Source organism: Streptomyces davaonensis JCM 4913 (assembly GCF_000349325.1).
Taxonomy (GTDB): domain Bacteria; phylum Actinomycetota; class Actinomycetes; order Streptomycetales; family Streptomycetaceae; genus Streptomyces; species Streptomyces davaonensis.
In genome coordinates this window covers 8,842,971-8,866,609 of sequence record NC_020504.1, presented here as the reverse complement: position 1 = coordinate 8,866,609, position 23,639 = coordinate 8,842,971, and the positions used below count along the sequence as shown (strand labels likewise).

Genomic DNA, 23,639 nt, shown 5'->3' with positions numbered 1-23,639 from the left:
CGACAGCGCGGTCCACGGGGCGCCCGCGGACCGGTGTGCCGCATCGCTCCTCCCCGAGACGTCCACAAATCGTCCATCAGCCGTTACGGTGTGCCGGAGCAAGTGTCGTACGAGCCGGTCAGGGCCGTGGCGGAGCGTTTCGCCTGCGGTCGGGGGGCGACCGGGTTGCGGGGGTCGGTCGGTGTGGGTGCCACGGGGATGACGTCTGCGGCCGGTTCCGATGACGTCGGAGAGAGACGAAACGTTTCTGACGCGGCGGGTGTCGTGGTCCTCGGCGCCTGCGCCTCCTGGGCCCTGGTCACGGCCACCGTGCAGGACGGCCGTCCCGAGGGTGTACTGCTCGCCATCCTGGCCGTGGCCGCCGGTTATGCGGCGGGCCGGATCGGCGGAGCGCTGCTGCCGGTCGCCGCGCCAGGTGCCGCGGCGCTCGCCGGAGTGGCCCTGGCGGTCACCCTCCCCCGGCTCGGCCCGGACCCCGACATCGTCCCGCCGCTCGGGCAGGCCGGTGCCACGGCCGCCCTGCTGACCCTCTCCGCGGGCGCCGCGTGCTGCGCCGCCTGGGCCGCCAAGGCGCCCGGCCTGCGACTCGCCCTGCGCCTGCTGGCCGCCGGGATCGCGGTGACCTCGGCCGGCCTCGGCTCCACCACGGGTCTCGTCGCCTGTTCCGCCGTACTGCTGTGCTCCCTCGCCGCAGGAAAGATGCCCCACCGGGGCCTGGGCATCGCCGGGCTGGCCCTGACCACGGCCCTGGTGACGGGTCTGACCTGGGCCGTCGCCGGGCGAGCGGTGCCGGACGGACTCTCCGCCTCACTGGAGGGCCAGCTCACCGGGCACCGCCTCGACCTGTGGCACGACGCCCTGACCCTCGCGCAACAGGACGCCGCCCTGGGCGTGGGCCCCGGACGCTTCGGGGAGCTGAGCACCACGGCGACCAGCACCCTGCTCTCCGACGGCAAACCGCACTCCGCGCCCTTGCAGCAGGCCGCCGAACAGGGCGTCGTCGGGGTGGTGCTGCTGGCCGCGGCGTTCTGCTGGGTGCTCTTCGCGCTCTGGCGCGCCCCGCGTCCGACGCCGGTCGTGCTCACCGCCGGGGCGGCCCTGACGGGGCTGGCGGCGATCGCGTCGGTCGGCAACGCGCTCAGCTTCACCACGGTGTCGGTGGGCGCGGGCCTCCTGGCCGGACTGGCCACGGCCCGCCCGATGCCGGAGACGTCACCCTCCGCCGCGTCGGCAGCCCGCCGGACGACCTGAGGTCAGTGCGCGGTGCCCGGGGTGCCCGCGCCCAGCCGGGCCCTGATCACCCGTACGGCCGCCTCGGCGTCGTCCACCGTGATCGTGAACGTGTGGCCGTCCCAGAGCCGCAGCACGATGCCCTCACCACGCCGTACGACGACGGCGGTGCCCTTCTCGGGCCGCCAGCGGTAGCCCCAGCCGCCCCAATGGCGGGGGGTGACCAGCGGGGCGAAATCGGCGCCGACGACATGGGACAGCGGGATCCGGCGGCGCGGCACGCCCATGTGGCCGCAGCGCACTTCGAGGCACTCCTTGTCGACCTTCAGCGCGACATGCACGAACGCCAGGGTGCCGAACAGCACCAGCAGACCGGCCGCGATGCAGCCGACGACGGCCATGGCGAGCGGGGCGACACCGGAGGTCCAGGCCGAGTCGACGGCCAGCTCGATGCCGAGCGCCATGCACGCGGCCCCGACCAGCGCCAGCAGCCACTGGACGCGGTTGGTGGCCCGTCCGGTCCAGACGTCGGGATGCGGCGCGTGCTCGCCGTGGGGGTGGTCCCTCATGGCAATGAGGTTACTCAGGTTTCGCTGCGCGGGTACCTCGTCGCGGAGGGTCACTGGGCCGCGTGGGCGTCCTGGCCGGTTCTTGTCACCCGGCGGGGGTGACCGCCTCGAGGAGCCGCCCCTCGGCGTAGGTCAGGGCGGGCTCGGGCAGGGTGCCCGCGCGTCCGCTGAGCAGCACCGTGAGGGTGCCTTCCGCGTCCGCGCCGGGTGCGGGCTGCTCGCCGATCCGGCGCAGCGCCTGGGCGGCGACCGCTCCGGCGGAGCCGTGCAGGACGAGCGGCGGGAGTCCGGGGCGCTGCACGGCGGCGCGGATGCGCTCGGCGACCAGTTCGTAGTGGGTGCAGCCGAGGACGACGGTGGTCACGTCGTCGGGGGTCAGGGCGGCGGCAGCGGCCACGGCGGCGATGATCGCCGTCTCGTCGGCGTGCTCCACGGCCTCGGCGAGCCCGTGGCAGGGCACCTCGGTGACCCGCACGCCGTCCGCGTGGTCCTCGATGAGGCCGCGCTGGTAGGCGCTGCCGGTGGTGGCGGGCGTGGCCCAGATCGCGACGGGTCCGCCGCCGGCTGCCGCGGGCTTGATCGCGGGGACCGTGCCGATCACCGGGATGGCCGGTTCCAGACAGGCCCGCAGGGCGGGCAGGGCGTGCACGGTCGCGGTGTTGCAGCCGACGATCAGGGCGTCGGGCCGGTGGGCCGCGGCGGCCTCGGCGACGGCGACGGCACGACGGGTGAGGTCCTCGGGCGTGCGCGGCCCCCAGGGCATGCCGTCCGGGTCGAGGGAGAGGACGAGATCTGCGTCGGGCCGCAGCCGTCGTACCGCGGCGGTGGCCGCGAGCAAGCCGATTCCGGAGTCCATCAGCGCGATCTTCACCCGGCCACGATAGACGATGGCCCCTTGCGGGCCGGAGGCGTGGGGCAGACTGCGCGAGTGAGCACCTTCGCGTGGATCGCCGTCGGATCACTCGCCGCCTGGCTGTGGCTGCTGCTCTGTCAGGGCTTCTTCTGGCGCACGGACGTCCGGCTGCCCGCCCGCCGCGAACCCCGCGCGTGGCCGTCGGTCTGCGTGGTCGTCCCGGCCCGCGACGAGGCGGCGGTCCTGCCCGAGAGCCTGCCCTCGCTGCTGACGCAGGACTATCCGGGGCGGGCCGAGGTCTTCCTGGTCGACGACGACAGCTCCGACGGCACCGGTGACCTGGCGCGCGAACTCGCCGCACGATACGGCGGCCTCCCGCTGACCGTGCGCTCGCCCGGTGAACCGCCCGCGGGCTGGACCGGCAAGCTGTGGGCGGTGCGGCACGGCATCGACCTGGCACGCGCGCGTGAGCCGGAGTACCTGCTGCTCACCGACGCCGACATCGCCCATGCGCCGGACAGCCTCCGACAGCTCGTGGCCGCGGCCGGCACCGGGGGCTTCGACGCCGTCTCGCTGATGGCGCGGCTGCGGGTGGAGAGCCCGTGGGAGCGGCTGGTCGTGCCGGCCTTCGTCTACTTCTTCGCGCAGCTGTATCCGTTCCGCCGCATCGGTAAGAAGGGGACACGCACGGCGGCAGCGGCGGGCGGCTGTGTCCTGCTGCGCGCGGACGCGGCCGAGCGGGCCCGGATCCCGGACGCGATCCGGCATGCCGTCATCGACGACGTGGCGCTCGCCCGCGCGGTGAAGGGCGGCGGCGGGCACATCTGGCTGGGCCTGGCCGACCGGGTGGACAGCGTGCGGCCGTATCCGAAGCTGCACGACCTGTGGCGGATGGTCTCCCGCAGCGCCTACGCGCAACTGCGGCACAACCCGCTGCTGCTCGCCGGTACGGTCGCCGGGCTCGCCCTGGTGTACCTGGTGCCGCCGGTGGCGCTGATCGCGGGTACGGCCGCCGGGGATCCGGCGACGGCGGTCACGGGCGGTCTTGCGTGGCTGGTGATGGCCGGGACCTATCTGCCGATGCTCCGCTACTACCGCCAGCCTCTGTGGCTCGCCCCGCTGCTGCCGTTCACCGCGTTCCTCTATCTGCTGATGACGGTCGACTCCGCCGTGCAGCACTACCGGGGGCGCGGTGCGGCCTGGAAGGGCCGCACCTACACACGTCCGGACGCGGTGCCCGACGAGGGCTGACTACTTGCGGCCGGGCGTCCAGTTCATGCCCCAGCCGTACGCGTAATCGACCGTCCGCTGCGGGCTCACCCCGCGTTCGGGCACCAGATAGCGGGCCTCGCGCTGGACGACGAGGTCACTGCCGGTGTTGGTGATCAGGGCCAGCGCGCACACCGTCGAGGGGACCGTGCACTCGTCGAGCGAGAAGTCGACCGGGGCGCCGAACTGCGGGGTGAGGGTGACCGTGGCGTGCAGGTCGGCGAAGGAGCGGGCGCCCTCGTAGATGGTGACGAAGACCAGGATGCGCCGGAAGGCCTGCTGGAAGTCGAGGTTGACGGTGAGGTTCTCGCCGCTGGCCACGGCACCGGTGCGGTCGTCGCCGTCGAGCAGGATGAACGGCGGCTGATGCAGCGCGCCGAAGGCGTTGCCGAGCGCCTGGACGACGCCCTTGCTGCCGTCGACGAGCTCGTACAGGGCGCACAGATCGAGGTCGAGGTCGTTGTGCATGGCCACCGGGCGGCCCAGCTTGCTCGCCCAGCCCGAGAACTGCTTGCGCACCTCCCAGTTGAGGTTCACGCGCAGGGCGCCGGAGGTGCCGCCCTGCTTGGTCAGCGAGACCGCCGGGGCGGCCTTGGTGAGCGTCACCTTGCTGAGGCTGACCGGGGCCGTCGACGGCGGGGGCGGAGCGGTGGGGGGCACCGCGGGCGGGGGCGGCATGGTGGCCGCCGGGGCGACGGGCACCTGCGGCATCGTCGGTGTCGGAGCGACGGGCGCCGGTGCGGGCTGCTGGGGCTCGTCCACCGTGATGCCGTAGTCGGTGGCCAGGCCCTCCAGGCCGCTGCTGTAGCCCTGGCCGACGGCCCGGAACTTCCAGGCGCCCTGGCGGCGGTAGAACTCGCCCAGCACGAAGGCGGTTTCGACGGTGGCGCCGGTGCTGTCGAAGCGGGCGACCGAGGCGCCCTGGGCCGCGTCCTTGACCTCGATGGCCAGGTCGGGGACCCGACCGAAGGAGCCGCCGTCCGAGGAGGCGGCGAGGATGACGGTCTCGATCGCGGGCTCCACGCGTGCGAGGTCGACCAGGAGAGTGTCGGTCACCCGGCCGCCGACGTCCCGCTTGCCCTCGTGCCGGACCGCGTTCGAGGAGTGCACCGGCTGGTTGTAGAAGACGAAGTCCGCGTCGGAGCGGACCTTCCCGCCGACCAGCAGCAGGGCCGAGGCGTCGGCGTCGGGCACGCCCGGCCCGGAACGCCACCCCAATTCGACGCGAAGTGCCGTCGTCGGCACCGGAACATTCGACCCTTTCGGCATTGACATGTCCGCCCCCATCACGTGTCAGCGCGCCAGGTCAGCCCCGGCAGATCCATTCGGTTCCGTTCATCGGTTCCGTACGGGGTCAACCTATTCCCCACGCGCGCGGAACACCTACAAGGCGTCGGCGAAGATCGCTGGCCAACCCCCGGTAACCCCCGCGGAACTCGGCCTTTACAGGATCCAAGCGCCGTTCGATGCCCTTTTTTGCCAAGTTCGCTCGCATTGGCGATCCCACGTCACCGCCGACACGGAAAACAACCCTCTTATCGGTCTCCCCAACCAGCACATCGTGGGCTTAACTTATGTGCCATGACCTCCCCCCGCTCCACCTATGGCGGCGGCTACTACTCCGCCTCCTTCCCGGACACCCCGATCTACGACTCGCTCGTGGCCGAGCGGGGCACCCCGCAGATCGCCCCGATCCGGGTCCCCGCGGCCTACGACACCCCGGGCAGCAACCTGCCCGCGCTGCCGTCGGCGCTCCCGGCCCTCCCCGCCGGACCTTCCCAGCCCTCCTACGGCTACCCGCAGGCGCAGCAGCCCGCACCGCTGCAACAGGCCCCGGCGGCGTACATCCCGCAGCAGGCGGCAGCGCCTCGCGGTTACCCCGGTCCGCAGCCCCAGCAGCCGCGCCCCGCGGCGCCCATGGGCTACGAGGCGATGCGTCCCGCGGCGCCCCGGCCCGCGGCCCCGTCCTACCAGGACCCGTACAACAACCAGCAGTACCGCGGCTACTGAGCCGTTCCCCCGGCCGCACCGTGCCGACTGGCACGATGACCGCATGGGGAATGCTCAGCTGCGCTCGATACACGTTCATCCGGTCAAGGCGTTCCGGGGCCTCGCGCCCCGGGAAGCCGTCGTGGAGCCCTGGGGGCTGGCCGGTGATCGTCGCTGGATGCTGATCGACGACGGGGGAAAGGTCGTCACGCAACGCCGGCAACCTCGCCTTGCCCTGGCCGCCGCCGAGCTTCCGCCCGGCGGCGGCCTTCGGCTGTCCGCACCCGGAATGAAGCCGGTGACCGTCCCGGTGCCGAAGCCGGTCGCGACCGTCCCGGTGGAGCTGTTCCGCGACAAGGTCGAGGCCGTCCCCGCCGAGGACGCCGCCGTGCACGCCTGGTGCAGCGCCTATCTCGGCGCCCCGGTGCGGCTGGTGCACCTGGACGACCCGGCCACCCGCCGGCCCGTCGACCCGGAGTTCGCGCTCCCCGGTGAGACCGTCAGCTTCGCCGACGGCTACCCGCTGCTGCTCACCTCGACCGCCTCGCTGGACGCCCTCAACTCGCTGATCGCCGCGGGCGATCACGCGGACGAGGGCCCGCTGCCGATGAACCGCTTCCGGCCGAATGCCGTCGTCGACGGCACCGACGCCTGGGCCGAGGACGGCTGGTCGCGCCTGGCCATCGGCGAAGTCACCTTCCGGGTCGCCAGGATGTGCGGGCGGTGCGTGGTGACCACCACCGACCAGGGCACCGCCGGGCGGGGCAAGGAGCCCCTGCTCTCCCTCGGCCGACACCGGCGCATCGACGGCAGACTCGTCTTCGGGCAGAACCTGGTGCCGCTGACCGGCGGCACGATCCGGGTCGGCGATCCGGTGAGGGTCCTGGGGTAAGCCCGTAAGCCCTGCCGGTCGGGTGGGAACCCGGGGCGCCGGTCCGTGCGTTGAGTCTTTCGCGAGCGGTTCATGAGAGGCTCCGGCATTGGTGATTTCGCTCTCTCTCGACCGGGATCGCGCGTGAGCGGCTCCGCGGGGGGTTATCACGGAGCGGGAAGGGGGTGCGGGAGGGTGCGAGCGATCAGCGGGCTCTGGCGCTGGCGGCACAACCCGCTGCGCCGGGCGACCGATCTGGCCGAAGCATGGGTGGCGTTCTCCGCCCTGCTGCTCATCCTCGTCCTGGCCCCCGTGACGGGAGCGGCAGTCGGCGCCTTCGCGCAGAGCGCGCTCCAGGAGTCCGTCCGCGAACAGCGCGCCTCCCGCCACCTCGTGACCGCGACCGTGACCGAGGCCCTCGGCGACTCCCCGCTCAACTCCGACCCGGAGACCGCCGCCACCGGCCGCGAGGTCCGCACCCGCGTGCTGGCCGACTGGACCGCCCCGGACGGCACCCCGCGCCACGGCCCGGTCACCGCACGGATCGAGGACCCCCGACCCGGGGACCACTTCACGATCTGGACGGACCGTCAGGGCCGCGTCGCCGCCCGCCCACTGGACTCCACGACCGCCACCACCCATGCCGTGCTGGCCGGATTCGGCGCTGCCCTGCTGTCGATCGGCATGATCGAATCGGCCAGAAGACTGATCGTCTGGCGCATGGTCCGTCGCCGGTACGCCCGTTGGGACCAGGCATGGGACCGGGCCGGACCGGACTGGGGCCGGACCGGGACCGGCAGCTGACCGCCTTCCGCCTCTGGTCAACCAGGGACCTGCGCACACGCTACGGTGGATCGCGCCGACTCTTCGGCGAGGACCCGAGCGAGCCGGCCTCCTGGGTGACCGGAGCGCCCCGGAGGCGACGAGCCATCAGTACGACCGAGGTGGGGGCACAACAACGCCATGGCACAGGGCACGGTCCAGGTGACGCACACGGGCACTTCGCGGTGGCGGCGCCGCACGGGTGAGTACGCTTCGCTCGCCGCAGCGCTTCAGGCCGCCGCCGACGGTGACGTCCTCACCGTCGCGCCCGGCACCTACCGGGAGAACCTCGTCGTCCAGCGGCCTGTGACCCTGCGCGGCCCCGAGGGCTCCCCCGGCTCGGTGCGGATCGCTCCCGTGGACGGTGTGCCGCTGACCGTACGGGCCTCCGCGGTCATCCAGGACCTGCATGTGGAGGGCCAGGACGGGGCCGCGCCCGCCGTACTCGTCGAGGAGGGCGAACCGGAGCTGGTGGACCTGCGGGTCGTCACGCGCTCCGCAGCCGGGATAGAGGTGCGAGGCGGCGCACGGCCGGCCGTGCGGCGCTGCACCGTCGACAACCCCGCGGGCATCGGCATCGCCGTGGTGGACGGCGGGGGCGGGGTCTTCGAGGAGTGCGAGGTCGTCTCGGCCGGACAGTCCGGGGTCGCCGTGCGCGGCGGGGCCCACCCCCGTCTCGAGCGCTGCAGGGTGCACCACACCTCCGGCTCGGGGCTCTCCGCGACCGGGGAGAACTCCGCGCTGGAAGCGGTCGGTTGCGAGATCTACGAGGTCCGGGGCAGCGGCGTGCAGATCACCGGCCGCGCCACCGCCCACCTCACCGACTGCGATGTGCACCGCACCACCGCGGACGGCGTCACACTCGACACCGACGCGGTCCTCACCCTCGCCGACTGCCGTATCCACGACATCCCGGAGAACGCGGTCGACCTGCGCTCCCGTTCCGTGCTGACGCTGACCCGCACCAGCGTGCGCCAGTTCGGGCGCAACGGCCTGTCGGTGTGGGACCCCGGCACGCGCGTGGACGCCAACCAGTGCGAGATCTTCGACTCGACGGGCGACTACCCGGCCGTCTGGGTCAGCGACGGCGCCACCGCCGTACTGGACGCCTGCCGGGTGCACGACGTGCCGGACGCCCTGTTCGTCCTCGACCGGGGCTCCCGCGCGGATGTCGTCGACAGCGATCTCACCCAGGTCCGCAACACGGCCGTGTCGGTCAGCGACGGCGCCACCGCCCAACTCGACGACTGCCGCATCCGGGACGCGGCGACCGGCGCCTGGTTCCGCGACCACGGCAGCGGCGGCACCCTCGCCAACTGCACGCTGGACGGCGTGCAGACGGGAGTGATCGTCACCAAGGGCGCCGACCCCACCATCGAACGGTGCACGGTCGACTCCCCCGCGGAAGCGGGCTTCTACGTGTCGGCGGGAGGCCGCGGCTCCTTCCTCAACTGCCGGGTCACCGGCAGCGCCGGGTACGGCTTCCATGTGATCGACGGCTGCCGTACGACGCTCAAGAAGTGCCGCACGGAGCGGTGTGCGCGCGGCGGTTACGAGTTCGCCGACGGCGGTCCCGACGCGGGCTCCGGCACCGGCCCCGTCGTGGAGGACTGCACCAGCGACGAGAGCGCGGGGCTGCGACAGCCCACGGCGCCCCGTGAGACGGCCGTACAGACGACGAGTCAGTCGCCGGGCCTGCTCGGCGCGATCCCCGGTCAGCGCACCACCGAACAGGAACCGCTGATCACGCCCTCTGCGCCCGAGCAGCCGGCGCGCACCTCCAAGGCCGTCCTCGGTGAACTGGACGCGCTGGTGGGCCTGGACAGCGTCAAGCGCGAGGTGCGGGCGCTCACCGACATGATCGAGGTCGGCCGGCGCCGCCAGCAGGCCGGTCTCAAGGCCGCCTCCGTCAAGCGGCACCTGGTCTTCACCGGCTCCCCCGGCACCGGCAAGACCACGGTCGCCCGGCTCTACGGCGAGATCCTCGCCTCGCTCGGCGTCCTGGAGAAGGGCCACCTCGTCGAGGTGTCCCGGGTCGACCTGGTCGGCGAGCACATCGGCTCCACCGCGATCCGCACCCAGGAGGCCTTCGACAAGGCGCGCGGCGGCGTGCTGTTCATCGACGAGGCGTACGCCCTCTCACCGGAGGACTCCGGCCGGGACTTCGGCAAGGAAGCCATCGACACCCTGGTGAAGCTGATGGAGGACCACCGGGACGCGGTCGTCGTGATCGTCGCGGGCTATACGGCGGAGATGGAGCGGTTCCTCTCCGTCAACCCCGGGGTGGCCTCCCGCTTCTCGCGGACCATCACCTTCTGCGACTACAACCCCGAGGAACTGCTCCGGATCGTGGAACAGCAGGCCGAGGAGCACGAGTACCGGCTCGCGTCTGGCGCCGCCGAGGCGCTGCTGAAGTACTTCACGGCGCTCCCCAAGGGACCCGCGTTCGGCAACGGCCGCACCGCGCGGCAGACGTTCGAGGCGATGGTGGAGCGGCACGCGAGCCGGGTCGCCCAGCTGGAGGAGCCCAGCACCGACGATCTGACCCTGCTCTACGCGGAGGACCTGCCCGAGTCGCCGTGACCGCGTGAGCCGGGGAGCATGGCTGCCGTGACGACGTGACGCAGAGCGCGCACGCGGAAAGGCGACGGTCATGCTGGGAGAGAGCAAGGCATTCAGCGGCTTCTCGGTGGACGACATCGGCAGGGCCAAGGAGTTCTACGGCACCACCCTCGGCATCCGGGTGTCCGAGGCGCACGGCATGCTGACCCTGCACCTCGGCGGGGACACCGACGTGTTCGTGTACCCGAAGGACAACCACACACCGGCCTCGTTCACGATCCTCAACTTCCCCGTGGACGACATCGACAAGGCCGTCACCGAGCTGGTAGCACGCGGAGTGACGTTCGAGAAGTACGAGGGTTTCGGGCAGGACGAGAAGAACATCGCCCGCGGCGCCGGTCAGGACCAGATGCAGGGGCCTGACATCGCCTGGTTCAAGGATCCCGCGGGGAACGTTCTGTCCGTGCTGTCGGGATCGATGTAGCGCGCAGCCGGGCCAGGAGGCGTTCGCGTTCCTCGGCGAAGGCGGGGTCCGCCTGGTAGTCGGAGTGGCCGAGGATCGGCGCGGGCAGGGGGTGCGCTTCGGTGCGCCCGTAGGCCAGGGGGTCCTTCAGGGCGTCGCGGTCCACTTCGGGGCCGCACTCGCCGGGGAGCAGCACCGGGCCGCCGATGGGGTCGGTGGGCCGGTGCAGATTGCGCCAGCAGTCCACCTCGTGGTGCAGGGCGCTGAGCGCGGCCGGGCCGAAGTGGGCCGGGAACCATCGGCCGTAGAGGCGCTCCAGTGGGGAGCCGTAGGTCAGCAGGGCGACGCGTTTGCGGACGGACGGCTTCAGCTGCCAGGCGGCGGCCGCGGCGAGGACGCTGCCCTGGGAGTGGCCGGACAGGACGAGCCGTCCGCCGGTGGTCTCGGTCCAGGTGGCCATCCGCCAGGTCAGGTCGGGCACCGCGCGCTCGGCGTAGCAGGGCGGGGCGAAGGGATGGGCGGCGCGTGGCCAGAAGGTGCCGACGTCCCAGAGGATGCCGATGGTGCGGCGGGCGGAGGCGTCCTTGTAGGCGCGTCGGCCCCAGGTGACGAACAGTATGAAGCCGAGGCCGATCAGCCAGGAGCCCAGGGCCTGCGCGGTCTCGGCGGCGCCCTGGACGAAGGCGTGCGCCGGTTCGGTGGCCGCGGCCGGTGTCTTGTCGGTGACCAGTGCACCCACCAGCGCTCCCGCCCCGAGGAACAAGGTCGTGGTGGAGACGACCGCGACGAGCAGCGGTCCCCGGTCGGTGAGGGTGGCCATCGCACGGGTGCGGGCGATACGGCGGCTGCGCGTGCTGTCCTGCGGCTCGCCCCGGTAGTCGCGCTCCACGGCGGCCCGTTCGGCACGCGCCAGGCGCCAGGTCCGCCGGCCGAGGCCGCCGCACAGCAGGAGGACGAGCAGCAGCAGGGGCGGGATCACGGACGCCTGCCAGGTGAGCAGGACCGGCGGGCCGGGGATCACCACGTGGGTGCCGTCGAGCCAGTCGGCGACGCGCTGCGCGACACCGCCCGACATCACTCCGCCGAGGGCGCAGGCCAGCATCGCGACGGCGGGCCCGCCGAGGCCCCGCATCGCGGCCCGTCGGTCGGGGTGGGTGCGGTGCAGGGTGTGGGCGATCACGCCGAGGACGATGACGAGCAGACCCTGGACGAAGGCGAGGGCGCCGAAGGTGGCGTCGCCGGGGAGCCGGCCGCTCGACACCCACTCCGGGCGCGCCCAGGCGGCGTAGCCGAGGGTGAGGGCCAGCAGGACGAGACAGCCGAGCGGCAGACGGCGTACCAGATGGTCGTCGAGGTGCTGGTCGATACGGTTCTCGCTGCGGCCCCGGCGGCAGACCACCCAGATCACCTCGGCCGTCGCGGCCAGGAGGGACGCTTCCAGGAGGCGGCCGAGCGCGTCGAGGACGGTGGGGCCGCCGGAGCGGTGGTCGAAGCGGGCCGCGGGCAGGCCCACCGCGGCAGCGACCGTCAGCAGGCCCGCCGCGGTGTGCGCGGCGCGCAGCCGGGCGACCAGACGGCGGCCGTACCAGAAGCCGGGGCGGCCGAGGGCGGTGCGGTCGGTCTCCTCGTCGAGCCGCCGCCCGTGGACGCGGGGCTCCTGGGACTCGTACGCGCTCCACGTACGGTGGGAGAGGTACCAGAGCAGTCCGGTGAGGGCGAGGGGCACCAGGGCGGCGAGGGCGAGGCGGCGGCCGGGCGGGCTCCACCAGCCGTTGTCCGACACCTCGGGCGACAGAAAGCCCAGCCAGGAGTGCCGCTCGGCGCACACGCGCGTGCCCGCGCACTGCCAGGCGGTGAGGTCGAGGGCGACCTCGCACGCGGCGGCGACGAGCAGGACCGTCAGGGAGAGTCCGGCGAGCCGGACGAGCAGGCCGTACAGGCGGACCGCGCGGACCCGGCCGCGGGCACTGGGGCGCATCCAGTGGGCGAGGTTGACCACCATGAACGGCAGCAGCAACAGCCACAGCGCGCGGGCGCCGTTGCCGGAGGTGAGGTTGCACCAGACGTACGCCTCCGGGACCGGCCGGTCGCGGTAGTCGTCCGGGCGGGACTCGGCGTCGACATCGTCCGTGCGCCGGAAGACCGCCGCGGTGTCGTCACCGGTGATCCGCTCGGTGCGGGGATCGCCGAGCATGTCCTCGGGCGTCGTTCCGCCCACGCCGTGGACCAGGAGTTCCAGGGCGATGTCCGCTTCCCCGGGCCGCCGCTCGGCGGCCGTGGCACGTTCTGGCGCGCGCTCCACTGTTTCGCACTTCCCCCGTGACGAGCCGTCGGCTTGTGTCCGTGCGGGCACCAGGATCGCCGCTGAACGGGCGGCTCACACCCCTCGTCACGGAATCTCCCCGATCCGGGTGACTTACGGGGGACGGATGATGCGAGGGTGACATGCGCGCGTCGTGCCGGTCGGTGGCGCGTGCCGTGGCACGGCGTGCGAGGATGGGACGTCCGCGCACCCGAACCAGGAGAATTTCCTTGTCGGAGCGGGTGTGCGGGGCGGGCGGGACGGCTTGGCAGACGGCTTGAGGCGAAAGGAACCGGAGCGTACGTGAGTGAGAATCAGAACCTCCTCGCGGAGCAGCGACGCGCCCTGATCCTGGACGAGGTCCGGCGGCGCGGCGGGGTCCGGGTCAACGAGCTCACCCGCAAGCTCGGCGTGTCGGACATGACCGTGCGCCGTGATCTCGACGCGCTGGCCCGGCAGGGCGTGCTGGAGAAGGTGCACGGCGGCGCCGTCCCGGTGGTCGAGGCGAGCACCCATGAGCCCGGTTTCGAGGCCAAGTCGGGCCTGGAACTGACGGCCAAGGAGGACATCGCGCGGGCCGCGGCGCAGTTGGTGGCGCCGGGCGCGGCCATCGCGCTGTCGGGCGGTACGACGACGTACGCGCTGGCGCATCAACTGGTGGACGTGGCCGATCTGACCGTCGTCACCAACTCGGTGCGGGTGGCCGATGTCTTCCATGTCGCGCAGCGCACCTCCGGCCCCCGGCAGGGCGCGGCCACGGTCGTGCTGACCGGCGGGGTGCGCACCCCGTCCGACTCGCTCGTCGGACCGGTCGCCGACCAGGCCATCGCGGCACTCCACTTCGACGTCCTCTTCCTCGGCGTGCACGGGATATCGCTGGAGGCCGGCCTGTCCACGCCGAACCTCGCCGAGGCGGAGACCAACCGTCGGCTGGTGCAGTCGGCGCGCCGGGTCGTGGTGATCGCCGACCACACCAAGTGGGGTGTGGTGGGGCTGAGTTCGTTCGCGGCGCTGCACCAGGTCGACACGCTGGTGACGGACCGCGGGCTCCCGGCCGAGGCCCGTGCGCAGGTGTCGGAGCAACTGCGGCGGCTGGTCGTCGCGGGCGAGCCCGAGGACGCCGCAGACAGCTGACGCGACGTCAACTAGGGTGGCGCTTCCGGCCCTTGCCAAGGAGGTTGCGACCATGCTCCGCCGACTGCGGCACGAAGGGCTCGACTTCGTCGAGACCGCTCCGGTACGACTGGTCTTCGCACGCGAGCTCTCCGCCGCGCCCGACGCCGTCTTCCACGCCCTCGCCGAGGATGTGCCCGGCTGGACCCAGTGGTTCGCCGCGGTGACGCGCGCCGAGCCGGTCGAGGAGCCTCGGCCGGGACGCCGGATCCACCTGCGCGGCGGCGTCCGCTTCGAGGAGAGCGTCGTCGTGTCGGAGCGGCCCGAGGTGTACGCCTACCGCGTGGACGCGACCAACGTGCCCGGCGTGCGGGCCCTGGTCGAGGAGTGGCGGCTGGCCCCGGCCGGGACGGGCACGCTCGTCCGGTGGACGTTCGCGGCGGACGGCCCGGCGCCCTTCCGGATGCTGCTGAAGGCGGCACGGCCCGGGCTCGGGCGGTCCTTCCGGGACGCGGTCACCGCCTTGGACCGGCGGCTGGCGGCGCGCTGAGCGAGGCCGGTTGCGGGGTGCCGGCTCAGGACGGCCAGACGCCCGTCTTCAGCAGCGACTCGATGGCCTCCGTGTACGGCTGGATGTCCAGGCCCTGTTCGGCGAGCCAGGCGTCGGAGTAGTACTTGTCCAGGTAGCGGTCGCCCGGGTCGCACAGCAGGGTGACCACACTGCCCTGGCGGCCCTCGGCCACCATCTCGGCGACGATCTTCAGCGAGCTCCACAGGCCGGTGCCGGTGGAGCCGCCCGCCTTGCGGCCGATGGCCTTCTCCAGCGCCCGCACGGCAGCGACACTCGCCGCGTCCGGCACCTTCATCATGCGGTCGATCGCGCCGGGCACGAAGCTCGGTTCCATCCGGGGCCGCCCGATGCCCTCGATACGCGAGCCGCAGTCGCAGGTGACGTCCGGATCGCCGGTGGTCCAGCCCTCGAAGAAACAGGAGTTCTCCGGATCGGCGACACAGATCCGGGTGTCGTGCTGCGTGTAGTGGACGTACCGCGCGATGGTCGCGGAGGTGCCTCCGGTGCCGGCCGTGGCGACGATCCACGCGGGCTCCGGATAACGCTCCAACTCCAGCTGACGGAAGATGGATTCAGCGATGTTGTTGTTGCCGCGCCAGTCCGTGGCCCGTTCCGCGTACGTGAACTGGTCCATGTAGTGGCCGCCGGTCTCCACCGCGAGACGTGCGGACTCCTCGTACATGGTGCGCGAGTCGTCCACGAAGTGGGACCGCCCGCCATGGAACTCGATCAGTCGGCACTTCTCGGCGCTCGTCGCGCGGGGCATGACGGCGATGAAGGGCACGCCGATCAGCTTCGCGAAGTACGCCTCGGAGACCGCCGTCGAACCGCTGGACGCCTCGATCACCGGGCGGCCCGGCCGGATCCAGCCATTGCACAGGCCGTAGAGGAAGAGCGAGCGGGCCAGGCGGTGCTTGAGGCTGCCGGTCGGATGCGTCGACTCGTCCTTCAGGTACAGGTCGATGCCCCACTTCTCCGGCAGCGGGAAGCGCAGCAGATGCGTGTCGGCCGAACGGTTCGCGTCGGCCTGCACTTTACGGACGGCTTCTTTCAGCCAGCTCCGATACGCGACGTCGGTGTGGTCGACATCGAGGGTTTCGCCGGTCCGGGTCAGGTGGGGGGTGCTCACGGCGGGCTCCTTACGCTGCGCGCCGAGGGTGTCCGGCGCGGCCGACGCCCCGATCATAGACACCTTCCGCACGCTTCTCACCTGCATAAACACATCTTTGAGCGCCCCAAAGGCCACCCTGGGGACAGGGTCGGGGCGAGGCGGGAGGCGGGGTGAGGGACGAGGTGGGGGCGCATTCGGACGAGTGCTCCGGCCTGGGCGGCCACCTCGACGTACGCACTGGTGCTCGACGCCGGGTGCGGGCAGACTGCACCGAAGGCGCACACTGGATCACGACACGAGCCGGACCTCGCCCACGCAGGCCCTACGGTCCGGCAGACCGACACGCACAAGGGGGCGGAGCGGCATGGCGGAGCCGGAGTTCACGGCCATGGGCGTGCGGATCGGGAAGCGGCTGCGCTCGCTCACCCGGGCCGGACAGGTCCGTATCAACGACGGCCGGCTTGAGTTGCTCACCAGCTACGGCACCGAGATCGACAGCGCGCCGGTGCAGGCGGTCCGCGCGTCCCGGCCCTGGTTCGCCCCGGAGGACCGGGCGCTCGCGGACCTCAACGGCAAGCGGTACCTGCTGACACTGGGCGACCACGACCCGGCGCCGGGTGAGCCCGGCCCGCCCGCGGCACGGCGGTTCATCGAGGCGGTTCGGAAGGCGGCGGGGCGCAAGGGCTGAGAGGCTCTCGGGTACGGCGAGTTGCGGTACCGCACCCCCTGCGTCACTCTGGTCTCACGTCACTCAGGGTTTACCGGCGATAACGCTGCGAACCAGCCGCCGGTCATGTCAGCAGGCGGCCGTTGTACGCGGACTCCCTGCTGGATCGATCCGAATCCCGTGTTCTTCCGGACCTCAAGTCGGGGAGTCGCAGCCGTGATCAGTCACCCAAGCAGGCACTGCACGGTGGAGCTCCAAGCCCTGCCGTCGCGGATCGGCCAGGTCCGCAGAATCGTATCTGCGCAGTTGCGCTACTGGCATCTTGATCCCTTGATAGACCGGGCGGCGCTCGGTGTGACGGAGTTGTTGACCAACGTCCACCAGCACGCACAGCCCGACAAGACGTGCACCGTGGAGATCGAGCTGCTGCTCGACCGGCTCACCGTCTCCGTGCGCGACCACGACCCGCGTCTGCCGGTCGTGGAGGACATCGAGGACGTCGCACCCCTCGCCACGGGCGGCCGGGGCCTGGCGATGGTCGCCGCGGTCAGCGAGAGCTGGGGCGTACGGCCGGACGGGGAGTCGGGGAAGGTCGTGTGGTTCTCGCTGCCTACGCCGACGGCGGCGCGCGGGGCGGGGCGTCCGCCTCGGCGAGCGGTGGTGGACAAGCCCACCCATCGGTTCGCGGACATCGGGCCGATCACGGATGTCGGGCCGCGTGTCGACCTGCGTCGGCCCGAGCATGCTCCCGCCCGGTCGGCCGTTGTCGGCTGATCGGGCGGTGAGAGTTCTAACGCGTCGGCAGTAACTCTGGGTCGGTGGCCGGGGTTGCAGCTCTGTTGGTTGGCCTCTTGGCCTCTACTCGGTGGCTATTGCTCGCAGTACGTTCAGCCGTGCTGCGCGAGTTGCCGGGCGTAGGCCTGCCAGGGCTCCCGCTGTGACGCCTACCAAGGCCACCAGGAGCAGTTGGAGCGGGGGTACGGCGAAAGCGAAGGCGCTGTCGCTCGCTCCGTCCGAGGCCTCCACCAGGACCCAGCCCAGGAACGCCCCCAGGGCCAGGCCGCCTGTCGTGCCGAAAGCCGCCACCAGGATCGACTCCCAGCGGACCATCGCCCGGAGTTGGGCGCGGGTCTGGCCGACGGCCCGGAGCAGGCCGAGTTCGCGGGTGCGTTCGTGGGTTGCCAGGGTGAGGGTGTTGGCTATGCCCAGCAGGGCGATCAGGACTGCCAGGGCCAGCAGCGCGTAGACCAGGGTCAGCATCATGTCGATCGCGCCCGCTGCCGACTGGGCGTATTCGTCGCGGGTCTGGACTTCCGGGTTGCCGTAGGCCGCGGCTGCCTTCTCCACGGCTGCCTTGCCGTCGTCCGCGCTCACTCCGTTCGCGAAGGTCACCGCTACCAGGGTGTCCGCGTCCTGGGTGCGGTGCGGGGCCCAGGCGGCTCGGGTGATGACGTAGTCGCCGGCCAGTTCGGACTGGTCGTACACCGCTCGGACCGTGAAGGTCTCCGTCTGTCCGTCGGTGAAGGTCAGGTCGGCCTTGTCGCCGGTGGTGAGGTGCTGCTTCTCCGCCTCGTTCTCGGTGATCGCTATGCCGTCGGTGCCCAGGGCGCGCAGTGAGCCGCGGATTTCGCCCAGGTCGAAGGTGCGTTGCAGGGCTGCGGGGTCGGTTACGGTCAGTGCTCGTCCCTTGCCGTCGACCTCGGCGACGCCCCTGCCCAGTCCTACCGCTGTGTCGACCTCGGGCAGTTGCTGGACCGCGTCGGCGAGGCGGGGACTCAGGCCGCTGCCGCCCGCGCCGAAGGAGGGCGCGCTCACGGCGACGTCGCCCGCGAAGGAGCGGGAGACGGTCTGGTCCATGGTGGCCTTGAGCGAGGCTCCGAACACGGTGAAGAGGGACACCACGGCCACGCCGATCATCAGCGCGCTCGCGGTGGCCGCCGTTCGCTTCGGGGTGCGCAGGGCGTTGCGGCGGGCCAGGCCGCCGGTGACTCCGCGCAGGCGGGCGAGCGGACTGCCGAGGACGCGGATGGCTGTGGTGGAGGCAACGGGGCCCAGGACTATGAACGCGGCGAGGGACAGGGCCGCGCCCGTGCCTGCCAGCCAGATGTTCGGGGTCACGAGGACTCCGGTCAGGGTGGCGGCTGTCGCCCCGGCCGCGAGGGCCAGGCCGGTGATCGCTCGGGCGCGGGAAGCTGCGGAGGTGTCGACCGCCGTCTCGCGCAGTGCGGCCAAGGGGGCGGTGCGGCCCGCGCGGACCGCGGGCAGGAGTGCGGAGCCCAGGCAGACGGCCACGCCGACGGTGAGCGGCAGTGTCATCGAGATGGCGCTGATCACCAACTCGCCCTCGGGGAAAGGGAATCCGATCGCCGGGAAAAGGGCTTGGAGTCCGGCCGCGATGCCGATGCCGCCCGCCAGGCCCGCCAGGGACGCGGTGACGGCCACGGCCGTCGCCTCGATGAGGGTGGCGGTCGTCACCTGGCGGCGGGAGGCGCCGAGGGCTCTCAACAGGGCGTTCTCGCGGGTGCGTTGGGCTACGACTATGGCGAAGGTGTTGTGGATGGAGAAGGTCGCCACGAGGAGGGCTACGCCGGAGAAGACCAGGAGGAAGGTGGTGAAGAGGGTCAGGAACTGGCCGGAGATCATCTCGGTGTTCTCGTCGGCCGACTCCTGGCCCGTGATGGCCTCGACTCCCTGGGGGAGGGTGGGGGTCAGGCGGTCCACCAGTTCCTGCTGGCTCACGCCCGGTCCTGCCCGTACCAGGATCGTCGCCGCCTCGCCGGGGCGGGCGGTGAGGTACTTCTCGGCGTCGGCGCGGGTCATGCCGGTGTAGGTCACCTGGGCCATGCCGTTCTCGCCGCCGAAGGTCGCCAGGCCGACGATCGTGACCTCGACCGGGTCCGGGGTGCGCAGGGTGGTCCGGTCACCGAGCTTCAGGTCGCCGCGTTCGGCGGTGCCCCGGTTGACGACGACCTCGCCGGACTTCTGCGGGGCGCGGCCCTCGGCCAGTTGGTAGGAGTTGAGCTCCGGGTCGGTGATCCAGTTGCCGGCGAGGGTGGGCGGGCCCTGGCCGCCGATGGGGTCGCCGTCGCGGCCGACGAGTTGGCCGGCGCCCTCGATGTTGGGTTCGGCGGCGGCGACGCCGGGGATCTCCTCGATGGTCTCGGCCAGGGCGGTGGCGACCGGTTCCCGTACGCCCTCGCTCTCGCCCGGTGTGGTGATGGCGTCGGCGCTGCGTACGACGGCGTCGGTGCCGCTGGTCGCGTTGCCGAACATGGTGTCGAAGTTGGCGCGCAGGGTGTCGCCCATGACGAGGGTTCCGGCGAGGAAGGCCACGCCGAGGAAGACCGCGACGAACGTGCCCGTGAAGCGGCGCTTGTGGGCACGCAAGGACGACGCGCTGAGGCGGACGGAGGCGTTCATGAGCGCACCTCGAAGGCTTTCATGCGGTCCAGGACCTTGTCGGCGGTCGGCGCGGACATACGGTCGACCAGGCGGCCGTCGGCGAGGAAGACGACCTCGTCGGCGTGGGCGGCGGCCACCGGGTCGTGGGTGACCATGACGACCGTGCGCTCGGTGTCGCGCGCCGCGCGGCCGAGCAGGCCGAGGACCTCCTCGCCGGAGCGGGAGTCGAGGTTGCCGGTCGGTTCGTCGGCGAAGACGACGTCCGGCTGCCCGGCGAAGGCCCGGGCCACGGCTACCCGTTGCTGCTGGCCGCCGGAGAGTTCGGCGGGACGGTGGTGGAGCCGGTCGCGCAGGCCGACGACGTCGATGAGCGCGTCGATCCACTCCGGGTCGCCCCGGTGGCCCGCGAGGTCCAGGGGCAGGGTGATGTTCTCCGCGACGGTGAGCGTCGGCACCAGGTTGAACGCCTGGAACACGAAGCCGACGCGGTCGCGGCGCAGAAGGGTCAGCCGCCGGTCGTCGAGGGCGCCCAGCTCGGTGTCGCCGATGTGGGCGGCGCCCGAGGTGAGGGTGTCGAGGCCGGCGGCGCAGTGCATCAGGGTGGACTTGCCGGAGCCCGAGGGGCCCATGATCGCGGTGAAGCGTCCGGCCGGGAAGTCGACGCTCACTCCGTCCAGGGCCCGGACGGCCGTGCCGCCGCTGCCGTACACCTTCACGGCGTCCACGACGCGGGCGGCCGTCCGGGTGAGAGTCGTGGCGGTCATGCCGCACCGCCCTTGCCGGCGCGGCCGAACTGCTCGTCCAGGACGGACAGGCGGCGCCAGTACTCGTCCTCGTCGATCTCGCCGGAGGCGAAGCGGTGGCCGAGCACGGTGATGGGTGAGTGATCGTCGGTGGCGGGCCTGCGCGGACCGCCGCGGCCGCGCCAGACGGTGCGGCGCAGGAGCGTGACGCCGCCGATCACCACGGCCGCCCAGATGAGCGGGAAGAACAGGATCCACGGGCCGGGCCCGCCGTCCGCGAAGTGCGCCAGGGTCTGCATCGTGACTCATCTCCCGAGTCGATCGGTCGATCGGTTCACCGGGAATTCCGGTGATGCTTCGACAGTCGCTCGGGGGGCGGGTCCCGGTCGTCGTACGGGCAGCGGCAGTGCGTGTACCTCCTGGGGAGTACGTGGGGCGACGGTGGCTGCTCCTACGGTGTGGTTCTGTTCTGGGCTCGGTGCAGCAGCGTGGGGTCGTGGGCGTTGACGAGCAGCAGGTCGGGTGGGTTCTCGGCGCAGAGCTGGGTCAGGCGACGGTGGTTGCCTCTGACTTTGGACCAGTCGGCGGCGACGACTCGCTCCATCGTGGTCAGGGACTTGGGGGCACGGCCGGTGCCGTCGATCTGTCCGTGGTGATAGAAGCAGTCACCGACGTGGAGAACCCAATGGGTGCCTGCGTCGACAGCGATGGCGGCGTGGCCCCGGGAGTGGCCGGGCAAGCTGATCATGACGATCCCGGCGGCGATGTCGGTGAGTTCCTTCGTGTGGGGGAACCCCCGCCACGGCTCGCCGCCGTCGAGGGTGTGCGGGACGATCAGGGGGTCGTGGGCGCGGTGGGATGCGAGGTAGCGGCCTCGCTCGACCACCCCCTCGGGGTGCAGCGCGGCCTGCGTCTCGGTGGTGGTGAGGTGGACCTGGGCCCAAGGGAAGTCGGCGAGTCCGCCGGTGTGGTCGGCGTCGAAGTGGGTGAGGACGATGTGGCGGACTTCTCGGGGGTCGTGGCCGAGCGCGGTCACTTGGCGAATCGCTGCCTCGGTGATGTCGAAGGCGGGGCGGACGTAGAAGCGTGCTGCCCCGAAGCGTCCTGCCGGATCGGCGACGTCCTTGAGTCCGATTCCGCTGTCGATGAGTACGAGGCCGTTGTCGGTCTCGACGAGCAGGACGTGGCAGACCAGTCCGTCGGGTGCCCGCCAGGGGCGCATGGTGCCGCAGTTGAGGTGGTGGACCTTCATGGAGGTCTCGGTTCTTAGTTGTTGAGGTTCGGCGGGGTGGTGTTCGACAGACGCGGATCGGGCTTCGACCCGGCTGCGGCGAGCGCGCCTCTGAGGACACGGAAGAGCTTGAGCAGTCCGGTGGGCTTGCGCTTGTCGAGGCCCGCTATCAGCTGCTTGAGGACGGTGAGTCGGTCGAAGTAGATGCGCTCGGTGACCAGGTTCTCGTTCTCGTCGAAGATGAAGTACGCCGTCATCCGGGTGCGGTGCTTCGATCCGGTCGGCGGGATCTTGCCGAGGAAGCCGTTGTGGGTACCCAGGAGCCAGAACTCCACGATCACCGCGTCGGCACTGTGTCTGAAGGCGATCAGCTCGTGGTCCTGGTCGGGGAACGCGACCCGGGTGTCCTGGTAGTAGCCGCGGACCTCGGAGTCACCGTCGTGCACCAGCATCTGCGCGATCAGCTCGTAGTGCGGGTGGGGGAACGTCGAGAGCGTGGCGTCCCAGTCCTGGCGGACCTCGTCACGGAAGTGGTCGAGCACGAGCCGCTCCCGGGCCCGCAGGACGGTCTCAGCGGGCAACGTGAACCGGTCGGGAAGTGACGGGTCGGCGGGTATGGCGGACATGTCTGGCTCCTGTCTCATGTCTCAGGCGGGCTGGGTGCCGTGGCGGATCGCGTCGTGAGCGAAAGTCGGTCTCGTGCCGGGATTGGTCCAGGCGCCGGTCAGCTCGCTGGACGGGAAGAACTGCAAGAACCGCGGATCCGCCTGGCTGCGGTCGGCCAGGGCCTTCTCCAGGACGATCGAGTTGTACTGATCAGCCGTCGTCTCGATCGTGTTCGCATTCAGCACGACCTCCTGTTGCCACGCGCGGGCCCACCTCGCCAGGCCCGGGAGCCTGGAGTGCTCCGGGACCAGCGCCTCCGTGGCGATCACGTTCTCGCTGGACACCCAGATCCCGGTGTCGGTGTTGACGACCAGGGACTGGTTTCCGAACACATGCCCGGGGGTCCTCAGCACCGCCACGCCAGGGCCCAGCACCACCGATCCGTTCACCGGCAGGAACGCCTCAGCCGGGACATCCGCGTAGGCACCCGGCTGGTACCAGGGCTTCTGCAACGGGTGAAGGTCGGCCAGCGCGGCCAGTTCGTCGCGCTGCACGATCACCTTCGCGTGAGGGAACGCCGCCTCGGGCGTCTGCCCGAGATCGTCCTGGAAGGCGGTGGTCCCCACCCAGCGCCACAGGTCCTGGGTGTGGAGGTGGTCGAACAACAGGTAGTCCACCTCCGCCGGCTCGATTCCCAGCCGGGCCAGATGACCGAGCACCGTGCCGTGCTCGGTCACGAACTGCCGCTCCAGAAATCCCGGTGTGCGCTGGGCGAGCGTGTCGAAGTACGGCGTGTACCGCCCCAGTTCGTGGTCGCTCGGCTCGAACAGCAGCACCCGCTTGCGACCGCCGGACTCGGTCCAGCGGATGACCTGCATCCGGTTCGTGATCGACAGGAACGGCGCCAGCGCTTTCGAGGCTCGGAACAACCCGAACCTCGTCGGATAAGGCAACGTCACCAGGTCGCACGTCACGACGCTGTCCGGCGTTCCGGTCGACGCGAACTCGCCGCGGAACGCCGCAGCCTGGCGCCGGGCGATCCGCAGCCGCGCTCCGGGCGGCTCCTCGGAGCGGGAGAGGTCGGTCACCGCATCGACCGCCGTGCCGACTGTGGGCAGATCCGTCACCTCGGCAGTGGTCCAGGGGAAGTGCATCGTCACTCCTCACACAGATTTACCCACGGCGTGGGTATCCGCCGGGCCACTATATCCACGGCGTGGATTTAATCAATCGGCTCCGGCAGAATGACCCGCATGACTCGATCA

General features: G+C 71.7%; 22 protein-coding genes. 11 read left to right on the top strand and 11 right to left on the bottom strand.

The window, feature by feature from the left end; genetic code table 11:
* Positions 1-264 precede the first annotated feature (264 nt).
* The gene (locus BN159_RS39255) at positions 265-1,251 is read left to right on the top strand and encodes an O-antigen ligase family protein (protein ID WP_015662627.1); all 987 of its coding nucleotides are present in this window, start codon (positions 265-267) and stop codon (positions 1,249-1,251) included.
* 2 nt (positions 1,252-1,253) lie between these two features.
* Here BN159_RS39255 and BN159_RS39250 read toward each other — a convergent pair whose 3' ends face one another.
* On the bottom strand, positions 1,254-1,799 hold the full coding sequence (locus BN159_RS39250; protein ID WP_041820468.1) for a hypothetical protein: 546 nt from the start codon (positions 1,797-1,799) through the stop codon (positions 1,254-1,256).
* 85 nt (positions 1,800-1,884) lie between these two features.
* Complete coding sequence (locus BN159_RS39245) at positions 1,885-2,670, bottom strand: glutamate racemase (protein ID WP_041820467.1); 786 nt, start codon at positions 2,668-2,670, stop codon at positions 1,885-1,887.
* A 39-nt stretch (positions 2,671-2,709) separates the two neighbouring features.
* Between BN159_RS39245 and BN159_RS39240 the strand changes: the two genes are divergently transcribed.
* Complete coding sequence (locus BN159_RS39240; protein ID WP_041820466.1) at positions 2,710-3,903, top strand: glycosyltransferase; 1,194 nt, start codon at positions 2,710-2,712, stop codon at positions 3,901-3,903.
* Here the strand turns inward: BN159_RS39240 and BN159_RS39235 are convergent, their stop codons facing one another.
* Positions 3,904-5,190, bottom strand: coding sequence for a TerD family protein (locus BN159_RS39235; protein WP_015662623.1), 1,287 nt, complete (start codon positions 5,188-5,190; stop codon positions 3,904-3,906).
* 312 nt (positions 5,191-5,502) lie between these two features.
* Between BN159_RS39235 and BN159_RS39230 the strand changes: the two genes are divergently transcribed.
* The 5 genes from BN159_RS39230 to BN159_RS39210 all read left to right on the top strand — a co-directional run bounded on the left by BN159_RS39230 (position 5,503) and on the right by BN159_RS39210 (position 10,649).
* Positions 5,503-5,931, top strand: coding sequence for a DUF6643 family protein (locus BN159_RS39230; protein WP_015662622.1), 429 nt, complete (start codon positions 5,503-5,505; stop codon positions 5,929-5,931).
* 43 nt (positions 5,932-5,974) lie between these two features.
* Positions 5,975-6,802 (top strand): MOSC domain-containing protein, encoded by an 828-nt coding sequence (locus BN159_RS39225; RefSeq protein WP_015662621.1) that lies wholly within the window; start codon positions 5,975-5,977, stop codon positions 6,800-6,802.
* 174 nt (positions 6,803-6,976) lie between these two features.
* Positions 6,977-7,585 carry an Rv1733c family protein gene (locus tag BN159_RS39220; RefSeq protein WP_015662620.1) on the top strand — a complete coding sequence of 203 codons (609 nt, stop codon included), beginning with the start codon at positions 6,977-6,979 and terminating at the stop codon, positions 7,583-7,585.
* 159 nt (positions 7,586-7,744) lie between these two features.
* A complete protein-coding gene (locus tag BN159_RS39215) occupies positions 7,745-10,186 on the top strand; it encodes a right-handed parallel beta-helix repeat-containing protein (RefSeq protein ID WP_015662619.1) in 2,442 nt (813 codons plus the stop codon).
* A gap of 70 nt (positions 10,187-10,256) precedes the next feature.
* Positions 10,257-10,649, top strand: a complete 393-nt coding sequence (locus BN159_RS39210) for a VOC family protein (protein ID WP_015662618.1) — start codon at positions 10,257-10,259, stop codon at positions 10,647-10,649.
* Here BN159_RS39210 and BN159_RS39205 read toward each other — a convergent pair.
* Positions 10,600-12,930, bottom strand: coding sequence for a hypothetical protein (locus BN159_RS39205; protein ID WP_015662617.1), 2,331 nt, complete (start codon positions 12,928-12,930; stop codon positions 10,600-10,602). The genes BN159_RS39210 and BN159_RS39205 overlap by 50 nt on opposite strands.
* Before the next feature lie 303 nt (positions 12,931-13,233).
* Here BN159_RS39205 and BN159_RS39200 point away from each other — a divergent pair, with 303 nt between their 5' ends.
* Positions 13,234-14,064 (top strand): DeoR/GlpR family DNA-binding transcription regulator, encoded by an 831-nt coding sequence (locus BN159_RS39200; RefSeq protein WP_015662616.1) that lies wholly within the window; start codon positions 13,234-13,236, stop codon positions 14,062-14,064.
* Positions 14,065-14,116: 52 nt separating this feature from the next.
* Complete coding sequence (locus BN159_RS39195) at positions 14,117-14,593, top strand: SRPBCC family protein (protein ID WP_015662615.1); 477 nt, start codon at positions 14,117-14,119, stop codon at positions 14,591-14,593.
* 25 nt (positions 14,594-14,618) lie between these two features.
* Here the strand turns inward: BN159_RS39195 and cds1 are convergent, their stop codons facing one another.
* Positions 14,619-15,743, bottom strand: coding sequence for an L-cysteine desulfhydrase Cds1 (cds1, locus tag BN159_RS39190; protein WP_041822240.1), 1,125 nt, complete (start codon positions 15,741-15,743; stop codon positions 14,619-14,621).
* 346 nt (positions 15,744-16,089) lie between these two features.
* Here cds1 and BN159_RS39185 point away from each other — a divergent pair, with 346 nt between their 5' ends.
* A complete protein-coding gene (locus tag BN159_RS39185) occupies positions 16,090-16,413 on the top strand; it encodes a hypothetical protein (RefSeq protein ID WP_015662613.1) in 324 nt (107 codons plus the stop codon).
* A 195-nt stretch (positions 16,414-16,608) separates the two neighbouring features.
* Positions 16,609-17,166: an ATP-binding protein gene (locus tag BN159_RS39180; RefSeq protein WP_078598941.1), complete on the top strand. Its 558-nt coding sequence runs from the start codon at positions 16,609-16,611 to the stop codon at positions 17,164-17,166.
* Between the two features lie 84 nt (positions 17,167-17,250).
* Here BN159_RS39180 and BN159_RS39175 read toward each other — a convergent pair whose 3' ends face one another.
* From BN159_RS39175 to BN159_RS39150, 6 genes are all read right to left on the bottom strand, one after another.
* Entirely contained in the window at positions 17,251-19,812 is a 2,562-nt protein-coding gene (locus BN159_RS39175; protein WP_015662611.1) for an ABC transporter permease, read from the bottom strand.
* Positions 19,809-20,558 carry an ABC transporter ATP-binding protein gene (locus BN159_RS39170; protein ID WP_015662610.1) on the bottom strand — a complete coding sequence of 250 codons (750 nt, stop codon included), beginning with the start codon at positions 20,556-20,558 and terminating at the stop codon, positions 19,809-19,811. The genes BN159_RS39175 and BN159_RS39170 overlap by 4 nt, the downstream gene beginning before the upstream one ends.
* Positions 20,555-20,836, bottom strand: a complete 282-nt coding sequence (locus tag BN159_RS39165) for an SHOCT domain-containing protein (RefSeq protein WP_015662609.1) — start codon at positions 20,834-20,836, stop codon at positions 20,555-20,557. The genes BN159_RS39170 and BN159_RS39165 overlap by 4 nt, the downstream gene beginning before the upstream one ends.
* A 152-nt stretch (positions 20,837-20,988) precedes the next feature.
* Positions 20,989-21,789: an MBL fold metallo-hydrolase gene (locus tag BN159_RS39160; RefSeq protein ID WP_015662608.1), complete on the bottom strand. Its 801-nt coding sequence runs from the start codon at positions 21,787-21,789 to the stop codon at positions 20,989-20,991.
* Positions 21,790-21,803: 14 nt separating this feature from the next.
* Entirely contained in the window at positions 21,804-22,394 is a 591-nt protein-coding gene (locus tag BN159_RS39155) for an ester cyclase (protein ID WP_015662607.1), read from the bottom strand.
* Between the two features lie 21 nt (positions 22,395-22,415).
* On the bottom strand, positions 22,416-23,528 hold the full coding sequence (locus BN159_RS39150; RefSeq protein WP_015662606.1) for an MBL fold metallo-hydrolase: 1,113 nt from the start codon (positions 23,526-23,528) through the stop codon (positions 22,416-22,418).
* Positions 23,529-23,639: the final 111 nt, after the last annotated feature.